Origin of the sequence: Microcoleus asticus IPMA8, assembly GCF_013179805.1 — a bacterium.
Lineage (GTDB): Bacteria > Cyanobacteriota > Cyanobacteriia > Cyanobacteriales > Microcoleaceae > Microcoleus > Microcoleus asticus.
Genome location: NZ_SRRZ01000094.1, coordinates 1 through 22,600, shown reverse-complemented (window position 1 = coordinate 22,600; position 22,600 = coordinate 1). Strand labels below are relative to the sequence as shown.

At 46.9% G+C, this 22,600-nt stretch carries 15 protein-coding genes; 6 read left to right on the top strand and 9 right to left on the bottom strand.

All coding sequences use genetic code 11. The annotated features are described in order from the left end of the window. Window positions 1–79: 79 nt before the first annotated feature. From E5S67_RS22280 to E5S67_RS22270, 3 genes are all read right to left on the bottom strand, one after another. The gene (locus tag E5S67_RS22280; protein ID WP_172190560.1) at window positions 80–583 is read right to left on the bottom strand and encodes a hypothetical protein; all 504 of its coding nucleotides are present in this window, start codon (window positions 581–583) and stop codon (window positions 80–82) included. 31 nt (window positions 584–614) lie between these two features. Beyond that, window positions 615–845: a hypothetical protein gene (locus tag E5S67_RS22275; protein WP_172190559.1), complete on the bottom strand. Its 231-nt coding sequence runs from the start codon at window positions 843–845 to the stop codon at window positions 615–617. A gap of 590 nt (window positions 846–1,435) precedes the next feature. Further along, window positions 1,436–1,720, bottom strand: a complete 285-nt coding sequence (locus E5S67_RS22270) for a hypothetical protein (protein ID WP_172190558.1) — start codon at window positions 1,718–1,720, stop codon at window positions 1,436–1,438. Between the two features lie 392 nt (window positions 1,721–2,112). On the opposite strand from E5S67_RS22270, the gene E5S67_RS22265 reads away from it, so the two are divergent. From E5S67_RS22265 to E5S67_RS22255, 3 genes are all read left to right on the top strand, one after another. Next, window positions 2,113–3,171, top strand: a complete 1,059-nt coding sequence (locus E5S67_RS22265; RefSeq protein ID WP_172190557.1) for a TIR domain-containing protein — start codon at window positions 2,113–2,115, stop codon at window positions 3,169–3,171. Window positions 3,172–4,341: 1,170 nt separating this feature from the next. Next, complete coding sequence (locus tag E5S67_RS22260) at window positions 4,342–4,629, top strand: hypothetical protein (protein WP_172190556.1); 288 nt, start codon at window positions 4,342–4,344, stop codon at window positions 4,627–4,629. A gap of 98 nt (window positions 4,630–4,727) precedes the next feature. Next, window positions 4,728–6,089, top strand: coding sequence for an outer membrane beta-barrel protein (locus E5S67_RS22255; protein ID WP_172190555.1), 1,362 nt, complete (start codon window positions 4,728–4,730; stop codon window positions 6,087–6,089). A 3-nt stretch (window positions 6,090–6,092) separates the two neighbouring features. Here E5S67_RS22255 and E5S67_RS22250 read toward each other — a convergent pair whose 3' ends face one another. The 3 genes from E5S67_RS22250 to E5S67_RS22240 form a co-directional block, all read right to left on the bottom strand. Beyond that, entirely contained in the window at window positions 6,093–10,097 is a 4,005-nt protein-coding gene (locus tag E5S67_RS22250; RefSeq protein ID WP_172190554.1) for an nSTAND1 domain-containing NTPase, read from the bottom strand. A gap of 268 nt (window positions 10,098–10,365) precedes the next feature. After that, window positions 10,366–11,412, bottom strand: a complete 1,047-nt coding sequence (locus E5S67_RS22245) for a right-handed parallel beta-helix repeat-containing protein (RefSeq protein ID WP_172190553.1) — start codon at window positions 11,410–11,412, stop codon at window positions 10,366–10,368. Window positions 11,413–11,599: 187 nt separating this feature from the next. Next, window positions 11,600–13,753 carry a M23 family metallopeptidase gene (locus E5S67_RS22240; protein WP_172190552.1) on the bottom strand — a complete coding sequence of 718 codons (2,154 nt, stop codon included), beginning with the start codon at window positions 13,751–13,753 and terminating at the stop codon, window positions 11,600–11,602. 426 nt (window positions 13,754–14,179) lie between these two features. Here E5S67_RS22240 and E5S67_RS22235 point away from each other — a divergent pair, with 426 nt between their 5' ends. Beyond that, the gene (locus E5S67_RS22235; protein ID WP_172190551.1) at window positions 14,180–17,872 is read left to right on the top strand and encodes a WD40 domain-containing protein; all 3,693 of its coding nucleotides are present in this window, start codon (window positions 14,180–14,182) and stop codon (window positions 17,870–17,872) included. A gap of 126 nt (window positions 17,873–17,998) precedes the next feature. Beyond that, window positions 17,999–18,295: a hypothetical protein gene (locus tag E5S67_RS22230; protein WP_172190550.1), complete on the top strand. Its 297-nt coding sequence runs from the start codon at window positions 17,999–18,001 to the stop codon at window positions 18,293–18,295. A 293-nt stretch (window positions 18,296–18,588) separates the two neighbouring features. On the opposite strand, the gene E5S67_RS22225 is transcribed toward E5S67_RS22230, so the two are convergent. Further along, entirely contained in the window at window positions 18,589–18,921 is a 333-nt protein-coding gene (locus E5S67_RS22225; protein WP_172190549.1) for a hypothetical protein, read from the bottom strand. Window positions 18,922–19,008: 87 nt separating this feature from the next. Then, window positions 19,009–19,761, bottom strand: coding sequence for a tyrosine-type recombinase/integrase (locus tag E5S67_RS22220; RefSeq protein WP_339382963.1), 753 nt, complete (start codon window positions 19,759–19,761; stop codon window positions 19,009–19,011). Between the two features lie 798 nt (window positions 19,762–20,559). On the opposite strand from E5S67_RS22220, the gene E5S67_RS22215 reads away from it, so the two are divergent. Next, the gene (locus E5S67_RS22215) at window positions 20,560–21,102 is read left to right on the top strand and encodes a hypothetical protein (RefSeq protein ID WP_172190548.1); all 543 of its coding nucleotides are present in this window, start codon (window positions 20,560–20,562) and stop codon (window positions 21,100–21,102) included. A gap of 155 nt (window positions 21,103–21,257) precedes the next feature. On the opposite strand, the gene E5S67_RS22210 is transcribed toward E5S67_RS22215, so the two are convergent. Further along, on the bottom strand, window positions 21,258–22,600 hold a 1,343-nt coding region (locus E5S67_RS22210; protein ID WP_216670641.1), incomplete at its 5' end, for a WD40 repeat domain-containing protein.

Below are 22,600 nucleotides of genomic sequence, written 5' to 3'. Positions count from 1 at the left end.
TCTTTAGACTGCGGACTCTTTTTTTGGTCGGGTCTAATCGATGGGGGCGGTCGCGTGGTGACAACAGCCTTTTCAAATTCTATACGCGGACGTATTGCTTAGACTCCTGACTGGCAAGAAATTGTTGATAAGCTTCCTTATCGCCGCCGCATGAATCCACACAAACCTGGCTAACAATCTCATAAGTCATTGCTTCAGCTTCCTCTGGTGTCAAAGGCTGGCGCTCGCAGTAAGCAATCTGTACGTCTCGAAACTCTGGCATATCCCCTTCAACCTCTGATAGGTCGGCTTCGTACCGAAACACTCTGACCACTACCCAGTCCGAGGGAGTGACAAGGTAAGCTTTCCAAGGGCTACCCTCTTTTTTTACGTGGTAAGTGAGCCGTTCTCCAACTTTGACCTTACGCTTCAGTAGAGGACGCGAATCGTGAGAAAGCTGTAACAGTCGAGTCAACTGTTTCCCAATAACAAGCTCTTTGCTTTCGATAGGAACCCATTTTTCTTGCTCTTTGACCAGGTAGAGGCTAAGAGTAGATTTGCTGGCCAGCGGGTCGTAAAGTTCCAGTTCTTCAGTTTGTGTCATCACATCAAATGCTTTTATAGTTATGCTTCATCTAGTCCGGGTCGTCTTGATGGTCGCCCCACATATCCCAGAAGCTGGTCTGCTTGCCCTTAAACACGCAATCGACCGATAGGTCTGAATCGTCCTCGTTTTGTTCGACTCTTTTGAGTTCCCACCCATACTTTTTTTCCATCTCCTTGCAATCTTCTTCAGATGACGCCGAATGTCTGTTTTCCTGCTCCGAATCGTCATCCTCACTTTTGCTAAACGGCCATCCAATCATTGCAGTCACTCCTTAAAATGGATGTGTTTTGAAACGCCTAATTCTTTCCTAGTAAGCGTTCGAGCGTCTGTAAACTCAAAAAGTTTGAAACGCCTCACGCTTGCTATGGTTGTGCCTAAAATCGCAGTTTTATGAAGCTGTCGGCGTATCGGAATCTTTTAAGGATCGCACCCAAACCGATGGTCGGAGTTTACTTTCGATGAGATTCGGAGTATTTGCGATGGCTCAGAGATCCGAGACCTATAACTTACACTCCTATCAAGTTTTGAAAGCTTTTGGTCACAAAAAATTTGAAATGTTCAGAACTTTTAGACCAACACATTCAGCCACTTGTGTCTGGCTCATCCGATAACTGCTGTCTAGGCAGCATTAACCCATCGACTGTTAAGGAGCCTATTTGTACGGACGCCCTGACGGATCTAACTGATTCGGTCATCAGAAACTCTTTTGACGCTTCATCGCGCCCTACGTGGCGTATACACCAAACTCCGAAAGTCCAAGCGGGCGTGTATACGAAAGTTCAACCTAGTTTTTCAAGTAGTGTTTGCCATTCCATAATTTGATTTTTTAGCAATTGAACCCGATCACCCTTAGCTTTGCGCTTGAGGAACAAACCCCTGCCAGCAAGTTCTTCGCGGGCTAATGCGATACTTTGCTCCAACACTTTTGGTCAATTCCTCCCTATCCTCCTTTTTTAGTTCAGTGTCGGTCATCCCTGCAATCAGGCGGGCGAACTGTTCCAAGAATTCAGAGCGTGAGATTCCAAGCACCTCAGCCCTGGTGTCGATCGCTTTCATTGCCGTAGGAGTCACAAAAATGCTGTAGCGCTCTTTGTTTTCGCCCCAAGCGCTGCGTTCAGCCGGTTTTCTGGTCATTTGTCTGTGTATGCACAATTAACAACTTTTATCATAGAGCTTGACAACACTCAAACAAAAATGTTATGTATGTGCATACATAGCTATGTATGCACATACATAAACTTAGTTGAACACCAAAACCAAACCCCGCTCCCTATGCCTGGAAATCTCAATTATCATTAAGGTTGGTTCTCTAGCAAAATTGTCAAAAATAGGAAATTAAAATGATTATTTTTCCTTCGACCTTGGCGTTCCAGTTGCAGTCATTGTCCGGGGGCATGGTTAAAAAATATTATCTTAATTACCGATTCATACAGATTCAAAGTCGAAACCTGTGAAGATAATTACCCATAGCCAAGCGGTAGTTATGTGCATCTAGCGCTCAGTTCCCCTCTAGAGTTGATGTTGCCGTGAAAAAGATCCTGATTCTCACAGCCAATCCAAAGAATACAGACAAGCTGCGCTTGGATGAAGAAGTCCGAGAAATTCAGGCAGGCTTAGAACGAGCCCAAAAAAGAGATCGGTTTGAAATTGTTACTCGATGGGCCTTACGTGTTGATGACTTGCGTCGCGCTTTATTAGATCACGAACCACAAATTATCCATTTTTCTGGGCATGGGGCCGGAGAGCATGGCTTAGCTCTGGAAAATAGTTCGGGACAAATGCAGTTAGTCAGTACGGAGTCACTCGTAAGGCTATTTAAGTTGTTTAAGGACACGATTGAGTGTGTTGTGCTGAATGCCTGCTATTCAGAGGCTCAAGCTGAGGCAATTCACCAACACGTTGACTATGTAGTTGGGATGAATAAGGCAATTGGCGATCGGGCAGCAATTGAATTTGCTGTGGGATTTTATGATGCGCTGGGAGCCGGAAGATCTTATGCAGATGCTTATGAGTTTGGCTGTAGTGCAATTGACTTAGAGGGAATTCCGGAGTCTCTAACACCAGTCCTCAAAAGTAAGAATAGTCAACCCAGCCCATCAAACTTGCCCCTACCTCCGAAACCCCCTGGTATAGATGACAATGACTTTCGTTATGATGTCTATATCAGTTACGTAGACGAAGATCCTGATTCTACCTGGGTGTGGGATACGCTACTGCCACGACTGGAGCAGGCTGGTTTACGTATTGCAGTTTCCGGTGATGTTGACATACCTGGCGTAGCCCGCTTAATCAACATTGAGAATGGAATTACGCAGTCTAAACGGACTATGATCGTGTTGTCAGAAACCTACCTGGCAGATAACATGGCAGAATTCGAGAATGCTCTAGTGCAAAGAATGGGGGTTGACGAAGGTAGGCAGCGCATAGTACCCATCCAATTCATGCCAATTGACTCAAATCCCTTACCTACCTTACCTAGACGAATTGGTCAGTTGGAGATAATAAATCTAGCTCATCCCCGTCGCCCCCAGCGCCAATTTGATCGCTTAGTGCAAAATTTGCAAGAACCATTGCGTAGGGTATGAAAAAAAGTAACATTTGAAATATTCTATTTTACAGATTAGCTTCCTTTATCCCAGCCCTATGCTACGCGCAGGCTACACCAACAGGGGTCGGCATGAATGGGCTGTCCATGCGGGGGGCAGTAAAGATTTGCAACAAACAAATAAAACACAGGAAAAGAATACCCAGTATAAAGTTCGCTCAACTAAGAGGATTTACCTTTTAAAAGCAAACGGGAAACAAAGACTGGGGATTTCCACAATCAAATATCGGGTAATGCAGGCAGTAGTTAAGAATGCTCTAGAGCCAAGCTGGGACGATCGTTTTGAGTCAAACAGTTGTCGATTTCGCGCCGCCGGACGAAGTTGCCACAATGCGAGAGAATAACTGTGGTATCTTTTTAATGGACATGGCAAAGGCGAATGGTTACTTGCTCCTGCCATCAAGGGAGCATTCGATAACATTAGCCACAAGTATATCCTCAAAGCAATCGGGAAAGTCCCCGGCAGAGAGTGAATCAAACAGCGCCTTAAACCAGAATATGTAGAGGCAGAGATATTCGATAGTACCGAACAAGGTACTCCTCAAGAGCGAATTATTAGAAACAACTTGACATAGATAATGTTTCAATGAAAAAACAGATTTGGTTTTTAAGCTTGGAGCTGATAGCTACGAGTAGTCTACTAGCATTCTCCTGGATAGCTCCTACATCAGCTCAACCGGCCAGGAGAATAGACAGAATAGACATACGTAATGTTAAGGGAAATGTTCAATTTCGCAACTCCAGCGGACAAAGAGGCTGGTCTAGAATTCAATCCACTGATACTCCATCCCTATTGCCTAACCAGTGGCTCCGAACGCAAAGTAGCAGGAGCAGAGCCGACTTACAAATACCTCAAGGGCCTATTTACCTGCAGGGAAGTTATACGACTTCTCAATTTGCGCCGGCATTGAAATGCCTATTTCGACTGTATCAAGGCAAAATCGTATACCTCCATTATAGGAATGTCCAACCCTGCGAGACCCAAACTAAAAAGGCAAGCATACAGGCCCCTGGTACAGCACTATTCGTTATAGAAAATGATCGAGAGACAACGGTTGGGGTTCTGGCCAATGGTTCAGAAGGACCTGTCACCGTCACTGGTCTAAGAAGTGGAGAGACTGTTGAACTCAGAGCTGGTGAGCTTGCATCTGTGACTATTGATGGAGATGTGAGGCGGCTCGGGGAATTCAGCCTGCGAGACTTCTATCGCAACAATCCACTGGCTTTGGGTTTAGGGCTTGGCTCAGAGCATGAAGATTTTGTCAACCAACAACCTGATGACCTCCGGAAAATAATCCTTGAGGTTAGGGAGGAAACTGTGGGGGCTTTACGGGACCAAGAGAAGGAGAGGGTACTTGATGATGAACTTCTGACTCCTCCCAATCTGGAATTTCCTTTACGTACCCCTCACGTACCACCAATGGTTATACCTCAATGATCGATAAAAACCTGGCGAGAAGAACGCAACTTAGAGAATTTTCGATTTCTCGGAGCGAGTTAGTGGCAACCAAATTACTCAGATATTGGAGCTAGCCCATGCGTATTATGGCTGTAGTGTTTTTCTCTTCATCGACTTTTGTTGCTTGCGTCTTTAACGACCCAGCCATCGCCAGTCCTAGCCCAGAAATCTTCCAGAATCACAACACCTCAGCCAACTCTAAACCGATTGAGCTGCCAGAAGCCGGAGTCTATTCTGAAGTGACAAGAGATCCTAATGTTGAAGTGACTAGGACCCTTGAGACACAGGTCGATCGTGGAAAAGTTAAAATGCCCGTGCTTAAGCTTACCGATTTAACTCCCGTTTCTGGAACTGCTGTCGAACTGTTACCTTTTGAACACCTTCAAGCTCAGAGCCCTGTACCTGAAAGCAAACCAGAAGCCGGAGTCTATTCTGAAGTAACAAAAGTACCTAATGTTGAAGCCACTAGAGTCCTTGAGACACAGGTCGATCGTGCAGAGGTAAAAATGCCTGTGCTTAAGCTTACCGATTTAACTCCCGTTTCTGGAACTTCTGCCGACCTGTTACCTGTTGAACGCTTTCAAGCCCAGAGTCCTGTACCTGAACAAACCCCCGATTTTCCCGAAGTTCCGCCTCCGCCCCCTGACGAGCCTTACACTCCCGATGAGTCTGACGGCGATCTTAGCAAGCCTGATATTATTCGCCCTTCGCTGCAGGAATCTTCTCGCCGTCAACCGAATTTAGAACTGCTGTTGCGCTCTTCGGCGCAAACCAACTCTACTATAAATTCTCCAGCAATTAACCGGGAGACAGCGTTCGTTAACAGTGCTTTTTTTCGGGGAAAACTCGACCTGGGATCTGATACACGCCTAGTAGCCGGGGCTGGAGGTAGCTCCGTGCTATTTACATCGGCAGATGGCTACAACGCATTGAACTTTAGTTTTGGAGTTCGACAGCAATTGGCAAACAACACTGCCGCTGAACTGGCATGGGTACAAGAGCGTCTATCCAAGAATGGTTCGTCAGATGACTTAGTAGACAATTCATTGCGGCTTGCAGTTGGGCGACTGGATCGACTCTCATCCAAGCTACGTTTAGACTCAGGCTATGAACTTCGAGCGAGCTTCGCCTCACCATACGAGGCAAGTCTAGTCAGGAACACCTTAACGGTGGGCTTGCGCTATGACCTGACTTCTCGGCTGCAAGGGAGGCTGGACTATCAGGTTGTCTTTGATGACTTCACACGCCAAGACCGCCTTAATACCCAACAGCAGATAAGTGCTACGACAGTCTACTATCTTAATCGAAATACATTTATCAATGGCTCAGTATCTTATTTAGTGGGAGACTCCTATGATCGACTCATAGGTGAGTCGGGCTATAATTTAAACGACCTCTCAATTGGGGTGAACATTGGGTACAATCTATCAATATTTTAAGCATTATTTACAGACTTCTTGATACTCCTTTTTAGTCTTCAGGTAATTACTCTCCCTCAGCCAATTGCAACCACGATCTAACAAATAGTCTAACCCCAAATTCCATAGAATTACTGGCTTATCTTCACTAGCTGCTGCAATCATTGTGCCATTCTGACTAAAACTGACACTCCGGATACGACTATCAAGAAGCCCTTTCAAGGTTGCGAGTTCTTTGCCATCGCGACTCCAGAGCTTAACAGTGTTCTCGTCGGCACAAGCAATTATTTGAGCATCAGGACTAAAACTCACGCTAGTAACCCAGTCGTCGTGACCTCTGAGAGTTTTAGGGTCTTTACCATCAATGTTCCAGAGCTTAACAGTGTTGTCCAGCTCGCTGGCAGAGGCAATCATTTGTCCATCAGGACTAAAACTCACGCTGGTGACTCTTCCTTCGTGTTTCCCCAAGTTTTTGAGTTCTTTATTATTAAAGTTCCAGAGTTTTAAAGTACCGTCCAAACCGCCTAAAGCAAGTATTGGGCGGTTTGGACTAAAACTTATGTTACTAGCAGCCTCGTCCAAAGTTTCAATCTTTTCGCCGTTGAGATGCCAAAGTTTAACAGGGTTGCCCTCGCTAGTGTTGTTATTCCTAGTGTTGTCCTCGCTGGCGAAGGCAATCATTTGACCATCTGAACTAAAACTTAAGTTGGTAACTACCCCCTTATGCCCTTCCGAGGTTTTAAGTTCTTGACCGTTGAGATTCCAAAGTTTAACAGCGTTGTTCTTAGGATTGTCCTTACTTATTGAAGCAGTCGCAATCGTTTTTCCGTCTGGACTGAAAGCTAAAACATAGCCTTTTAGGGTATGTTTTAGGGAAGGTTCCTCACCACTAGGGAGGCTCCAGAGTTTCACTACCTCGTTACTGACCGAAGCAAGAATTTGATCTTTAGGACTGAAACTCACGCTATTAGCTGGATCAGAATGACTTGTTAGAACTTGGAGAGAAGAAGTGTGGTTGAGTTTCCAGATTCTAACAGTGTTATCGTCCCCGACTGAGACAAGGGTTTTGTTGTCCTTTGGGCTGAAACTTAGGCTGTGCACTGGACCGGTGTGACCCTTCAGAGTTTCAAGTAGCTCCCCCTGCTTGTCCCAGAGTTTGACAATGTTGTCCTCACCCGCTGTGGCAAAGGTTTCGCCATTGGGGCTAAAACTTACATCGTTCACTGGACCATTATGACGATCGATATAATCAAGCTCATCTGGGGGGGGTATAGGTTCTGTAACGTTGACGTTCTTCCAGAGTAGGACAGTGCCGTCCATACTGGCGGAGACAAGGGTTTTGTTGTCCTTTGGGCTGAAACTTACACTTTTAACATCAGTAGTGTGACCCTCAAAGGTTCTGAGCAGCTTACCCTCCAGATTCCAGAGCCGAACGGTTTTGTCCGCACTAGCAGAAGCAATCCTCTCGCCGTTTGGGCTAAAACGTACCCTATAGACTTTCTCTGTGTGTCCCTTTAAGGTTTTGAGCAGCTTACCATTGGGGTTCGAGAGTTTGATGATGCCCTTCTCATCAGCCGATGCAATCTTTTTACCGTCGGAACTAAAACTTACGCTATTTATTGGTATTTGATTGTGATAATCGAAAGAGGAGAGTTCCTTGCCGTCACGGTTCCAGAGTGTCAGCTTACCGTCCTTACTACCTGAGACAATCATTTTGCTGTCCGGACTGAAACTCACACTGGTAACACTATCCTTAAGCTTTAGTGAGCGTAGGAGTTCTTTCCCATCGCGACTCCAGAGTTTGACAGTGGCATCTTCACCCGCCGAGGCAATCATCTTACCGTCCGGGCTGAAACTTACGCTTCGGACTTCACGGCTATGCCCTTCTAGGCGAGTACGTTCTTGTACTTCGTAAACGGCCTTTGCAAGAGTTGCCACAGTCTCCAGGCGAACTCGGTTTGGTAGCCACAAAATTGGCTGCTTGAGTTTTTTTCCTGCCCTGACACTCTCTATAAGTCCTTCAAGCTGGTTATTTTGAGAAAGCTGAGATTGGGACAATGCCGTTAAAGTCTCAATTTCGCCCTGCACGGCTTGGTTCCACTGCCACAAAGCGACGACTGCTGCTATGCTCACTAGCCCCGCAGCGGTAATTGCAACTTTCGTCTGCGTCTGAGCTGCTTTACGCGCTTTTCTTTCCTGCTCTGCTGCTTTCTCTTCCTGCTCCAGTCTTTCTCGGATTAGGTTTAACTCTCGTTGTCTAGCTGCTTCTTCTCGCTCTTTTGCTTCCTGAATAGCCCTCTTGCTGGCTTCTGCCAGTGTAAGCAGTGTTTCATCATAGCCTAGTTCGGCAGCATCAGGGCTCTCCAGCCAACGCTCTGCTTCAGCCAGTTCAACCTCATCCAGCAGACCCCCACTACCTTTACCTAAGCGTACCCACTCCTCTACTTGACGCATCAGTCGCCTACGAGTCTGTTCCGCTTCCCGACGTTCCCTGAGCCACAACTGTAGAGTTGACCAGCCACTAATCAGGGCTTCATGGGCAATATCTACTTTTCTGCTAGAGTTCTCCTCTCCACCGCTAAGCGTTAACAGGCGACGACCTGCTAAATAGAGTAGCGTCCAGTCAAATAGGTATGGATTGTCACCGGACACCCGTAACTGTTCAACCGATTGCTGTCGGCGGGTATCGGCACGTCCTTCGCCAAACTGAATCAGCCGGAGGAATATCCGGCGAGCGACCTGCTGCTCTTCCTCGCTCAGGGCAACTAGAGCATAATCAGCACGATTGGCGATCGCCGCTTGCAATCCTGTGCGGTTGCTAGCATCAAAGTTGCTGTAGGCTGGGCTAGTAAGGACTAGAGTTTCATAAGCTCTAAGGGGCAAGAATCGCCGCTCCACCTTCTCCCATAACAACACCAGCGTCTCTTGAAGCAGAGGTAAAACTCCTGGCTCCCCAACAGCATCTGCCACCAAGCGTTCTATTAATGCCGCTTCTATGAACACATCGGCATTCTCAGCCGGTCTGATGATTGCCTGACGCAGACCTACCGCATCTGGAGGGACTATCTCCATTCGGTAAGATTGAATGTTTCGCCAGAGTGGTGACTCCATCAGCTCAGCATAAAAGTCAGCTCGAACAGTCAAAATTAAATAGCAGTTGGGAGTATCGATTAGCTGCAGCAATGCTTTCTGGAAGGGGGCTGCCTCCTCTCGGGTAAGTGTAAACACCTCCTCAAACTGGTCTATGACTAATAGCAATCGTTGAGCATTCGGCTGGCTAGCTAGAGCCTGTGTTACTGCCAGTTTAGGATTAGCAAGGTCATTCCCCAATGCAGTTTTTAGCTCAGCTAGAGGTGTCTCGCCAGGGCGGATAGTGCGAACTAGCCAGTCGCCAGAACCGAAGAGTCCACTTCGGCGCAGGGCCGGAATGAGTCCCGCAAACACTAAAGAGGATTTTCCATTTCCTGAAGGACCAATCACAGAGATGAAGGGGTGTAGGCGTAGACGCTCTACGAGTTCCTTTACTTCCGCGTCACGCCCGAAGAAGCAATCGCTGTTATCCTCTCTGAAAGATACCATCCCTGGGTATGGACAAGGCGGCTTAGGAGAGGAAGCTGGTACCGGCCGCTTTAAGTCAGCGCAGAGGTGGCGAGTAGCCTCTTCCCACTCAGTCGGATTAGTGGCATTAAGTTTAATGAGAGAATTTAAGCGAAGTGGCAGTTTGACCGGCTGTAAGACGAGAGGGATAACTGGCCACGTTGCTGAGTCAAAGCCGTAATACTGAGCCAAGAGGTCAATGAATTGGTTAAAGCCGTCTGCCAGATAGGCTGGGGAAAGCACCAGCAACATGCGATCGCTTTGCTCAATGGCACGCTCAAATTCTAGAAGCCGAACCGTACCTAGAGCAAATGCTGCTTCTGAGTGGTAGCGCACGCCAGCCTGCTTCAAACAGTCGAGTAAGTAGCCTTCTACCCAGTCACTGTCAGCATCGGCATAGGAAATAAAGAGGTCGTATTGTGCCGTTTTCACTATGCACTCCCCTAGTAGCAATACTGTTCAAAACAAAAACAGAAGCCTTAATTCCGGATTTTCCTAAGCAAATCGGACTTAAAAGATTAATTGCGCTTCACAAAACTGACGGTTGAAAACCAAGCATTGCTATAGCGTCTCCCGTTATTCTGTGTGTTTAAAAACAAGAAAAAGGTGTTTGGTGAGCAGTAAAAAAGCAGATTACCTGTACTCAGCGGTAAATAAATGGTGTGCTAAGTACCTTTTTTGCGCTGGTCAAAAAAGGCAATCACGCTGTTTCAATGTCTCCCCACCGCTTCGTTTCAAGTTTCTTCGATTTGTTAAGCACCTTGTTGCCGCTAATAACGTTGGATACCATCCGAGTTCCTGTCGCTGACGGTAGAATGTTCACGCCGACACCACCGACACCGCCGTTCTGCTCAAAGCGGTTATTCATCAACATTGCAGCGTGAGAACCCAACAAGGCGCCACCAATTCCGCTTCCCTCAAAGCGACAACCGGATATCAAATAATCGTTTCCCCACCCCATATTGTTCTCAGGTGGTGGAACCGGGTCATTATCTTTGCCAAATATCAGAAGACCCCAACATTTTGCTTGATTTAGGATACAGTCGCGAATTCTCCAGTGGAAAGCGTTTCTGTGCATCACAATGTTGTAGTCATTTTCAAAGATGCTGCTACGGTCAACATATACTGAGAAAGCGAACAAACCAGGACGACTGCCATAGATTCCGGCAAAGAAGCCTGTGATACTTACATCTCGGATGAAGACTTTGTTGGCACGCGAGACATCAATACCGATATTAACTCCACCCCCGAGGCGTCCGATCGCCAGATCGCGGATGGTGATATTGGTAGCAGCTTTATCCAAACGAATTGCAGAAACACCGTCAGGAAGATTATCGAATGTGAGTTTACCTTCTCCGTCGATGCCAACGCCTGCAAGGGTAAACCGAGATGGAATTACCAGTGGTTCAGAGAGGTGGCAAACCTTATCGATAATTAGTGTCGCGTTGCTGTATTTGGTGTTTGCTATTGCTTTGAGGAAGCAAGGAAGATTTTGGCAGCCACCAATCAAATCTTCAATTTCGCTGAGGAAGTAGAAGCGGGTGTTAAGGGGCTTCTTGCCCTCATCTTTAAGTTGTTGATTGTACTTTTCGAGCTTTTCAATGGCTTCGGGACAACCTGGATCGGGCTTGTCCGTGATATCTGTAATATCTGGCCCTTCAAAGAGTTTGAATTTGCTGAGTTGACAGATTCCACTATCGAGGGGGAAATTATTAAGAATGGGGTTTAAGGTGGATGGATTTGCCATTTTTGCTCTATTTTTCTACAGTTAGTTATGTTTGAAAGTTGTATATCAGCAAGGTGTGGGAATAGTTGTTTGAGCGCTTTACTCATAAACTTGGAATTAGAGTGATCACTGCTGGTTTGACACCATTACAACTAATCCCTTAAACACCAGCTAACGTTCACGGCTTACGAGGAGTGATTTATTGTGTTCAGTTGATTTCCCAAGCGATGAGCTTAAGGTTTCCTTCTTGGGTACGAACGGCTGTAGCTATCTGACCATTTGCTAGAGAGGTGAGTGCGATCGCATCTATAGGAACAGCTTGGCTACCACTGTCTCCGAGACGTGCGATGCTTTCCCCATCGTCAAAGACACCCCAGACAATGATCTTCAGGTTTCCTTCCTTGGTACGAACGGCTGTGGCGACCTGATCAGACCCTAAAGAAGCGATCGTAATGATGTCTGTAGCACCAGCTTTGCTACCGCTATCCCCAAGACGGGTAACTGTTTTTCCGTTCGGTGAAACACCCCAAACGATGATTTTGAGATTGCCAGCTTCAGTACGAACGGCTGTCGCTACCCGCTCAGAGTTTAAAGAAGCAACTGCGATAATTTCTGGAGCACCAGCTTGATTACCGCTGTCGCCGAGACGGATAACGGTTTTTCCATCCGGTGAAATATCCCAGACAATGACCTGAAGTTTGCCATCTTCAGGGCAAATGATTGTCGCTACGCGACCAAGCCCCAGTGAGGTAACAATGGTATTTTTGATACTGGTTGGTTGGTTGCCGCTGTCGCCGAGACGTGCAATTGTTTTTCCGTCATTTGACACATCCCAGACAATAAGCTTGAAGTTTTTTTCGTTAGTACGAACGGCGGTAACTACTTGACTAGAGCCTACGGATGTGAGTGAAATTAAATCTGTAATGCCAGCTTGGTTGCCACTGTCACCCAAACGGGTGACTGTTTTCCCACCGTCAAAGATACCCCAACAGATCAACTTGAGATTGCCAGCATCAGCGCGAACGGCTGTGATCACTCGACCGAGGCTCAAAGAAGCAACCGCTATGATATCTGGGGCACCAGCTTGATTACCGCTGTCGCCGAGACGAGTGATTGTTTTTCCGTCTGATGAGGTATCCCAAACGATAAGTTCAAGGTTCCCGTTCTGAGGGCGGACGGCTGTAACCACTTGATCGGGTCCCACAGAGGCGGCAGTGATGATTTGTGTAGGACCAGCTTGGCTACCGCTGTCTCCAAGTCTTGTGACTTGCTTCGGCAGTACAGGCGCAGGCCAAATTGCGACGTTCCCTTGTTTGCCACTCCACGGCAGACCTTGTCCATCTACCGCCACCCACGGCGCATTCGGGCTATCATCTGCTGGGAGAGCCTCCCGTGCGACTACATGAATGTCGTGAAACAGTATGGGTCGCAAGTGACCGTTTTTCACCGCCTGAATATGAAGATGGGGGGCACTCGTTTCCCCCGAGTTGCCGACATGACCGAGTAACTGTCCCGCCTTCACATGGACACCTTTACTGAGGTTCGACTCTACTGAACCCTTCTTTAAGTGAAAATATGACACTACCTCATCGCCGTGTAAGATCTTGACAAAGTTAGCTCCTTTGTTTTGCTGTTCTTTGGGGGTATGGGGTTCAAGATCTGGTTTTCCGTTCTCGACAGCTTCAACAACACCGTCAGCCATTGCGTAAACAGGTTCATCCCAACAGAGATAGTCCGTATTCTGAGCGCCCGATTTTCCGGGGAACTCTGACCACTTATTGTTCTTAGAGTCCCATGCAACTACGCCCATATCGTGAGCAAAGCGTCCATCTCCGGAGTGGTGCGATATTGTTCCAGAACTGCCACCTGACCAGTATTGACCCGTGTTTAGGTCACTGGCTTTGGCTGGAAAACGGTAGCTACCTTTTGGCGTAGGGTTCGTGTGGGGAGCAAGCTTGAGATTAGACACCGTCACTGGTGTGTCGTAACCGTCAAAGAACAACTCCATCGTGAACCCAGGCGGGGGCGGAGACGGCAGTTTGATGTTGTCTTTACTATTTGGGCTGAAATTAAACGTACGATTCTTTCCCTTCCCTATAAAGAAAGGAAAAATATCTTTCTGTGCTATGGAGTCTTTGTCGTAAATGACTGGCGCAACGAAATCGACATCAGGGGCAATTCCAAACACAATCTTGATTTTGATGAGATTCACATCAGAAAGGCCTTTCTCGTTATCAAGCAGCAACTTAAGGGCAACTTGAACACCAGGTTGATCTTTAGCAGTGGGAGGCGCTACTGGCAGATAAACAATAGATCCACCCTCCATTGGTTCAACGGTGACGATTACATTTGGTTTGTTCATGGTAATTTTCCTTTGTTAGTTTGAGAATTGCTGTAAGACTTAAGACAAGAGTTAAGCACGATTTCACCCTGCTAGGGGTTGCCTTCCAAACTGGACTTTCACCTCTTTTTCAGCCTTATTTAGTGAACCTTTTGATTGGCTTATTGGGCTTGCGTTTTTAGGCTTATGCACTTTGAAAGAAGGGTCAGCTTTGGAGCTTCAATGTAGAAAACTGATAGATGCACCGAATTTTCTTTGCCAAGTTGTTTAATAAGTTGACCCACTTGACTTCTTACTCCGATTGAGAACCCCTATCGCACTTCTAGACTCTATAAATCAATCAAAACTTGCACCTGACCGAGATCGAGACTGAGAACGTACTGACTTGTTACCGACCTTCAACTGACTAACTCTGTTAAAATCTGTATAGTTTTCGGGGAATAGGCTATGTCACGCTCGCTCAAAGTTCGCAGCGACTGCATTAAGCAAGCTCAATTAGCCCTCCAGCGTAATGGCTTTCGCAGCCAAAGAGCCTTGGCTGAAGATTTAGGACTCGCTTTATCCACTGTCAGCAGGTTCCTCATCGGAAAAACAGTTGATTATGCGACTTTTGTGGAAATCTGTAGGCTATTGGGGCTGGGATGGCAAGAAATCGCTGACTTGGGGAATGTTGTTCCATCCCAACCCGAATCCGTGAAATCCGATCACGCCACCGATACTCGTAACCCAAAAGACTTTTCGCCGGGTGGGAACGTAGAAGCGATTGACTTCGCCACCGCGCCAAGCGCGAGCGTCCACTGTCGTCAAGATTGGGGAGAAGCCCCCGATGTTACTGCGTTTTATGGACGGACTGAGGAACTTGCTACTTTAGAGCAATGGGTTGTACGTGAACGTTGCCGCTTGATTAGCGTCATCGGCATGGGTGGGATGGGTAAAACCACCTTAGTGGTGAAGCTAGCAGAACAAATTAAAGATGAGTTTGAATACATTGTTTGGCGCAGTCTCCGCAATGCTCCTGTACTTCAAGAACTTTTGGCAGATGTGATTCGTTTCCTCTCAAACCAGCAGGAAACCGAGTTGCCCGAAACAATTGACGGCAAAATCTCTCGATTCCTGGAACACCTGAGAGCCTCACGCTGTTTGCTCATACTTGATAACGCAGAATCCATCTTAAGCAGTGATGGGCGTGCTGGAGCCTATCGAGAAGGATATGAGGGATATGGGCAACTCCTTAGCTGTATAGGAGAGACTCGTCATCAGAGCTGTTTAATATTAACGACGCGAGAAAAACCGAGAGAACTTAGCTATCAAGAAGGTGAACATTTTCCCATCCATTCTTTGCGGTTGAGTGGTTTATTGCAAGAAAACGTTCAGGAAATTTTCAAGGAGAAGGGCTTTACAGTCTCCGCAGACGAAGGACAAGGGTTAGTGGAGCAGTATGCAGGTAATCCACTGGCGCTGAAGATGGTAGCCACGACAATTCAAGAATTATTCGATGGCGATATTGCTCAATTTTTAGAACAAGGCACTGTCGTTTTCGGTGATATTTCTAATTTGCTAGACCAACAATTTAGTCGATTGTCAGCCTTAGAAAAACAGACGATGTTCTGGTTAGCCATCAATCGAGAGTGGGTTTCGATTACAGAATTGCGTGATGATATCATTCCTACTGTTTCGCATCGAGCGCTATTAGAAGCATTGGAATCTCTGCAACTGCGCTCTCTTATTGAAAAGGCTACACCTGCGCTGACACAGAGGCACTCAGTCAGCTTCACACAACAGCCAGTGGTTATGGAGTATGTCACTGAACGATTGATTGAGCAGGTGTGCCAGGAGATTAGTACGGTCGAGATTGTGTTCTTTGACCGCTACGCCCTAATGAAGGCTCAGACAAAAGATTACCTGCGAGAGGCTCAAATTCGTCTCATTCTTCAACCTATTGCAGATAGATTACTGGCGATTTTTGGCAATAAGGAAAGTATCAAAAATTGCCTGATTCAGATTTTGTCGAAGTTGCGAATACCCTCGGGAATTGCTGCGCCAACGCCCGGTTCCACAGAAGCATTACCCTCATCACCAAAACCAGGATATGCCGGAGGAAATGTTCTCAATCTCTTTTGGCAGCTTCAGATAGACTCCAGCGATTTGGATTTCTCTGGTCTAACTGTTTGGCAAGCTTACCTTCAGGGCGTGAATTTGCATCGCGTCAATTTTGTGAATTCGGATTTGACTAAATCGGTTTTTACACAAACGTTGGGAGGTATTTTATCAGCCGCTTTCAGTTCAGACGGGAAGCTTTTGGCGACAGGAATTGATAACGATATTTGGCTATGGTACGTTGCAGATAGCCGACAATTCTTGTCCTTCAAGGGACATATCAGTTGGGTGCATTCGGTAGCATTCAGCCCAGACGGACAAATCCTAGCAAGTGGCAGCAATGACTCCTCTGTGAGACTTTGGGATGTTAGCACTGGGCAGTGTCTCAAGACACTACGAGGTCACACGGGTTGTGTGCAATCAATTGCTTTTAGTCCAGATGGACAATTTCTAGCAAGTGGCAGTAATGACTCGTCCGTGAGGCTTTGGGATGTCAAAACTGGACAATGCTTTAACGTGTTGACAGGACATACTAATCATTTACTGTCCGTCGTCTTCACGCCAGACGGACAAACGTTGATTAGTAGCGGTGAAGACTCCTCCGTGAGGCTATGGCAAGTCGATACAGGTGAATGTCTCCGAATCCTAGAAATTCACATTAACTGGGTACTTTCAGTTACACTCAGCCCTGATGGGCAGACGTTGGCAACGGGAAGCGATGGTAAAACGGTGAAGTTTTGGGATATAACCACTGGGGAATGCATTAGAACATTACCGGAGTACAACAGTTATGTGTGGGCAATCGACTATACACATCTTGGAAGTGATGTCAATTATTTTGACCGTCAAATTCTCGCAACGGGCAGTGAGGATACGACAGTTAAGATTTGGGATGCTTTGACGGGAGAATGTCTTCAGACATTACAGGGTCATGGCGATCGCGTCTGGTTAGTTCTGTTCAGTCCAGATGGCAGCACGTTGTTGAGTGCTAGTGAGAACCAGACGGTGAAGCTTTGGGATGTCCGCACGGGGCAGTGTTTGAGAACCCTAGAAGGTTACAGCAATTCGGTTTTATCTGTTGCATTGAGTTCTGATGGGCAATTATTAGCCAGTAGCGGTCGAGACCAACAGGTAAGGTTGTGGGATGTGGCGGCGAGAGAGTGCATTAGAACAGCGCAGGGACATAACAACATCGTCTCATCCGTCACGTTTGCACCGAAACTTGATGAGAGTCAAATCTTGGCGAGTGGAAGTGACGATCGCACCATCAAGATTTGGGATTGCGACACGGGAGAATGTTTGAGAACAATTTGGGGACACAGCAGTTGGGTGCAATCCCTCAGCTTTAGTCCAGATGGGCAGATACTAGCTAGTGGCAGTCGGGATTGTACGGTGAAGCTGTGGGATTGGCAAACGGGCGAATGTTTGCAAACGCTTGAGGGACATATTCATCGGGTTAAGTCCGTGGCGTTTAGTCCGGATGGAACAACTCTGGTGAGTGGCAGTGATGACCAGACGGTCAAGCTTTGGGAGGTGAATACAGGGATTTGTGTTCACACGTTTCAAGGTCATCGGGATTGGGTTCTATCGGTTGCCTTTAGTTCCTGTGGTAGTAAAATTGCCAGTGGTAGCGGTGAGACTATCAAGCTGTGGGATGTTTGCACGGGGGAATGTTTGCAAACGTTTGAAGGACACACTCACCGCGTTAGGTCGGTGGCATTTAGTCCAGATGGTGAGACTTTAGCCACTGCTAGCGATGACGAAACGGTTCAGCTTTGGGATGTCAGGACAGGAAAGAACAGAGGGACGTTGCAGGGACATCTTAAAGGAGTATGGTCAGTTGTCTTTAGTCCAAATGGACAAACCTTAGCTAGTGGGAGTGGAGATGAGACAATCAAGTTCTGGAGTGTGGAAACGAGTGAGTGTTTGAGAACGCTCTTGGCCGATCGACCTTATGAGGGTATGAATATTAGGGGTGCGATTGGTTTAACGGCTGCACAGAAGGCAACTTTAAAAGCGCTGGGAGCTGTGGAAATCGATTAGTTTGGTGCTATGCTTCTGGCAGAGTTACTGATTAGACTTTTCAGAAAATTAATCTGAAAGCTTTGTAGCTGTTGAATTTCTGGAGATGTCTATTCGGACAAACTCTTGTCTACCCATACTTTTTTTATGAGTATAGAGAACTCTGAATCTAAGAAGCCTGACGACGCTCGGTCTCCTGGCGTGACAGATCGAGATGCGCTCACACCTAAACAGATCGATCAGGAAGTTGAGGTCGTTAGAAAATTAATTGTACCAGATGTAACAGACACTCCAGCCAAGTCTGATGACCCTCGGTCTCCCGGTGTGACAGATCGAGACGCGATCGCATCAGAAAAGCCTGATTTGGAGGGTGAGGTTGTTAGAAAATTAATTGTACCAGATGTAACGGATGTTCCAGCTAAGTCTGATGACCCCCGTTCCTGACGGGGTGACAACCTCGTCAGCAGCTTGACAGAAGCGTTGAACCGTATGACACAGAAAATAAAGCTAACAGTGAATCTAAAGCAGTTGCCCTTAAAACGCATGACTAAGATTTTCAACAACTCCCGCAAAATCGGTTTTTCCAAGCTGTTGTAATTTCTAGGCAAAGCGCCGCCCAGTTCCTCATTCTCATCTGCTTTCGCCTTCATCGCCGCCCAGTTCCTCATTCTCATCTGCTTTCGCCTTCATCGCCGCATTAATCGCCCCGCCAATATCCTCAGCTTCCGGGCGATCGATTAAATAATCATGCGCGCGCAGTTTTCGGCAAATAAAGCGCGCAAAAGTGCCTGGTAATTCGTCTTACCCACCGTGCGCCGCCTGCTGCTTCCCGCTGCAATTTCTTGTGAAACCAAGCCAAACTTATAGTCACCGTACAGCAGAAAAACCAACCCGAGAACGGGTACGGAATATTCCGAAGGCTTGAGTTTAGAGTTGGTCCGCTCGTTCGTCGGCTGCTTCCCAAAGGCGTTTTTCTCGTTCGGTGTAGAAGGCTTGCATCTTCGCGTTAAATTCCCACGTCCTTGATTGGTTCTCTCGTCTTCGGCAACAAACAGCACCGCCTGGTACAAGCTTTTATTTTACGCGAGATCGTCCGACTGACGAACAATTGTAACCAGCTCAGGATTGAGAGCTTCAGGCGCAGGTTCAAGCAACTGTCACCAATCAGGAATTTCTTCAGGCCCAGAGTCTGCTTCGGGTTGTGACAGTTGTGACAGTTGCTGCCTTGATAACGGCACAGCCGACAATTCATCCTCTACAGGGGGAAATGCGTATTTCCCCGTGTAGGAAAGCATGGAAAGTGAGGCGATCGCTCCTTTGACTTGATCAGGCTTCACCTCTAAGTAGCGCTGCAATTGTTCGAGGTTGCTGTGACCGCTGATTTCTTGAATAATCCGCAGCGGAATCCCGGCGTTGCTCATCTGAGTCAGGGCCGTTCTCCTAAAACTGTGGGTGGAGGCGCCCTCGATGCCGGCCCGCTCAAACGCTTCTCTCAAAATCCGATCCGCTGAGTTGGTGTGCAAATGCTTCCAGTGGTGGCAAGGGTGGCGGCCTGGGAATAAATAAGTCTGGCCGGCGTGGGAACGCCAAGATGTTAGGAGACTTCGCAAATCTTCAATGACCGGAATCGTCCTGGTTTGGAGTTTTCCTTTGGTGTTGGCTTTGCGGAAGTTAATTGTAGAACGGACAGCGCCAGAGTTTGTGTAGATATCCTTGACCATTAGGGAACAAGCTTCGGCAATCCGACAAGCGGTGTAGAGACAAACTCCGAAGAGCGTGCGATCGCGAGCGGTTTGCAAACCTTTGTTGAACAAAAGCTCGATTTCCTGTTGCGTAAGTATCTTAGCCTGGCCGTGCCGTTCTATCTTCATCTTGGTAAACTCGACCCGATACCAGAAAGTTTGCCGCACTTACTGCATTGCTGCATTCATTTGGGGTATTTCTTAACGCGACGGGTCAGGATTCGGCAACTTTGGGGAAGGCGAGCGCAGTCCGGTTTATTGAAAGGATGTCCGGCAGCTTCAAGAATAAAAATGTTTAATCAATTTACCCGAAAGCGATTTGTTAGTTTTGCCGCTGTCCGTCGCATCTAAAACTTTGCGCGGCATTGTCAAATTGGAACTGAACGATTTTTGACAATAGAGGAAAAAAATCACGCCTTTATTCGTGAGGGATACAGATAGAATCCTGGCAATGGAAAACTCATCGCGCTACGTTTCCGTGCCTGCTTCCAGTCCCGATACAAGTTTGTTGGCTCCCGTTTTTTCTAATTTTTGGGGATAGGAGGTATCGAGCGAGCGTTGATAAATTGCCAATCGATTATACCAGTTCGCCGCGCTCGCGCAACAGCAGCAACCTGCATTGTCGATCGATTTTGTAGCTCGATATCGGAGCGACCCAATAAGGATGCAGATTGTAGCGCTTTTTTTCAGAACTGGTATTAATTTCAGATGATCTCAAACTTCCCCATTCAGATGTTAACGTGTCAGATTCTGTAGTTGTTGAGTACAGGTTGCAACCAGAAAACTGCGTTCAAAGTTCTCGATCCTAACGGGCGATCGTGCTGGGAAATCGGGTGGTTATTTTTGCTGAAAAATTCTGTACATACCCTAATTGAGCTAAAGGATATTGACTGTTTTCCGGAGATTGCTTACTAGGCGAAGAATAATCAGTAACACTCTTGTTAACTAAAGTCAGGAGATAAAATAGTGGCAGAAGTTGAAGCCCTTGTAGAGAGTTTGTGGGAGCTGGATGATGATGTATTGGAAGCTCAGCTAGGCTCCCAGGTTCAAGCGATAGAGGATGAAATGGCTGGGCGTGGGGCACGAGGAACGGGTGCAGATCCCGCTTCTTTGGATTCTATAGATATAGGTGTGGCAGCCAAAGCAGCAATCGATCCAAAATTCTTAAATGCTGGTCGGCGTCTTTTCAATTGGATTAACCCGGCAGCCTACAAGCTTCTATGTACGCCCTTGGAAGGAGAAGGGTCGGATAAAACGATGCAAGAACTGGTGAAGTTGCTGGATCGGGATTTAGAGAAGAACGTTGCCAAAGCTGCTGGAATGCTAGCTCCGTTTCTAACAGCGAACCTGGGATTAGCCCCAGCTATCGCTGCGTTGGTTTCAACACTGATTATCAAGAGAGTTTCTAAGGAAGTCTCCAAGTTTACGTGTGACGCATGGCAGGAAACCTTGGCATCCTCTGATGTTCCTGAAACTCCCAGTGTTGCTGAAGCGGCAGCTAGCACCTAAAGAGCGATCGCCCTTCCCAAAAGCGCACGGTCAGAAAACTGATGTGCTTCGGTAAAGAGAGTGATCGCTCAACTGTCTGAAAATTCGAGTAGCTTCAGCGTGCGATCACCTCTCATCTTGGGCTTACAATCGCGTCAACGCCTATACTTCATTGCCTAAACAGAGGTATCTTCCTTATTCCAGACATACTTTCGGCAAGTTTCACGGGCTGTGATCGCAATCTCACGCTGTTGTGGATCTTCAATCGATTCAGGATTGGTGAAAACGGGATGGTAACGGAGGCGATCGCAACACACTTGTAACCATGCTCGCCATTGACCCCGCCATAAACGAATACTTCCGTCAGTACCTCCAGTTACGATCAACTGACCATCAGGACTAAAGACGAATGACCTGAACACTTGATCTTGAGCATGAAGAGATCCTCCCACAGGATTGCCCTTTAAGTCCCATAAACGTATACTGTGGGTCGTATTCCGCCCTAATATCAACTGACCATCAGGGCTGACGATGGGAGCAATAAAAACTGGTAAAAACTCATCAGAATCATCGTTCGGAGAGAACTGTCCGATAAGGTTTCCATTGAGATCCCACAAGCAGACAGTCTTATCGTAGTCATGACTGACAATAAACTCTCCTTTAGGACTAAAAGTTACCGACCTGATCGATGCCTGACCCTGAAAAGTTTTTTCTAAAAAGTTACCCTTCAAATCCCAGATGCGAATCGTCTTGTCTCTGCTCCCACTGACGATTCTGCTACCATCAGGACTAAGAGTAATTGAAGTGAGATCTCCCTCACATTCTAGAAAGGGTTGCCCAATAAAATTTCCATTAATATCCCACAAACGTACTGTTTCCGTCTTGTAACTATTTGAATCTATATCTCCACTAAGAATTATTACTGTACTATGACTGACGAGGATTGAATAAAGCTCATGTCCTTGACAAAGCTGCTTAATAAGTTCGCCATTGAGATCCCATAGTCTTACTGTCTTGTCCGTACTTGCACTGACAATTTTGGTGCCATCTGGACTGAAAGCGACTGAATAAATAGAATGTTCATGACCCTGAAAAGGCTTTCCAATAGGCTTACCATTGAGATTCCACAAACGTACTGTCCTGTCCTCACTTCCAGTGACAATCATCTCGCCATCTGGACTAAAGGCAACTGATTCGACCGACTTCTGATGACCCTGAAAAGGTTGCCCAATGGAGCTGCTATTGGCATCCCATAATCGCAAGTAACCATTCTTCTCTCCCATATTGAAGAAGCTATCAAAGCTTCCCCTAGTTCCACTAACAATCATGGTGCCATTTGGACTAAAGGCAACTGACTGGACAGGGCTTTCATGCCGAAAAGGTTGCCCAATGGGGTTGCCATTAAGTTTCCACAAACGTACTGTCCTGCTGGCGGGGTGACAACCCCGCCGGAACTCAGACAGGGCTGGTATTTGACCGACTTGTGTTAAAAAAAGATAGGTCAGATGAAAGTTACACT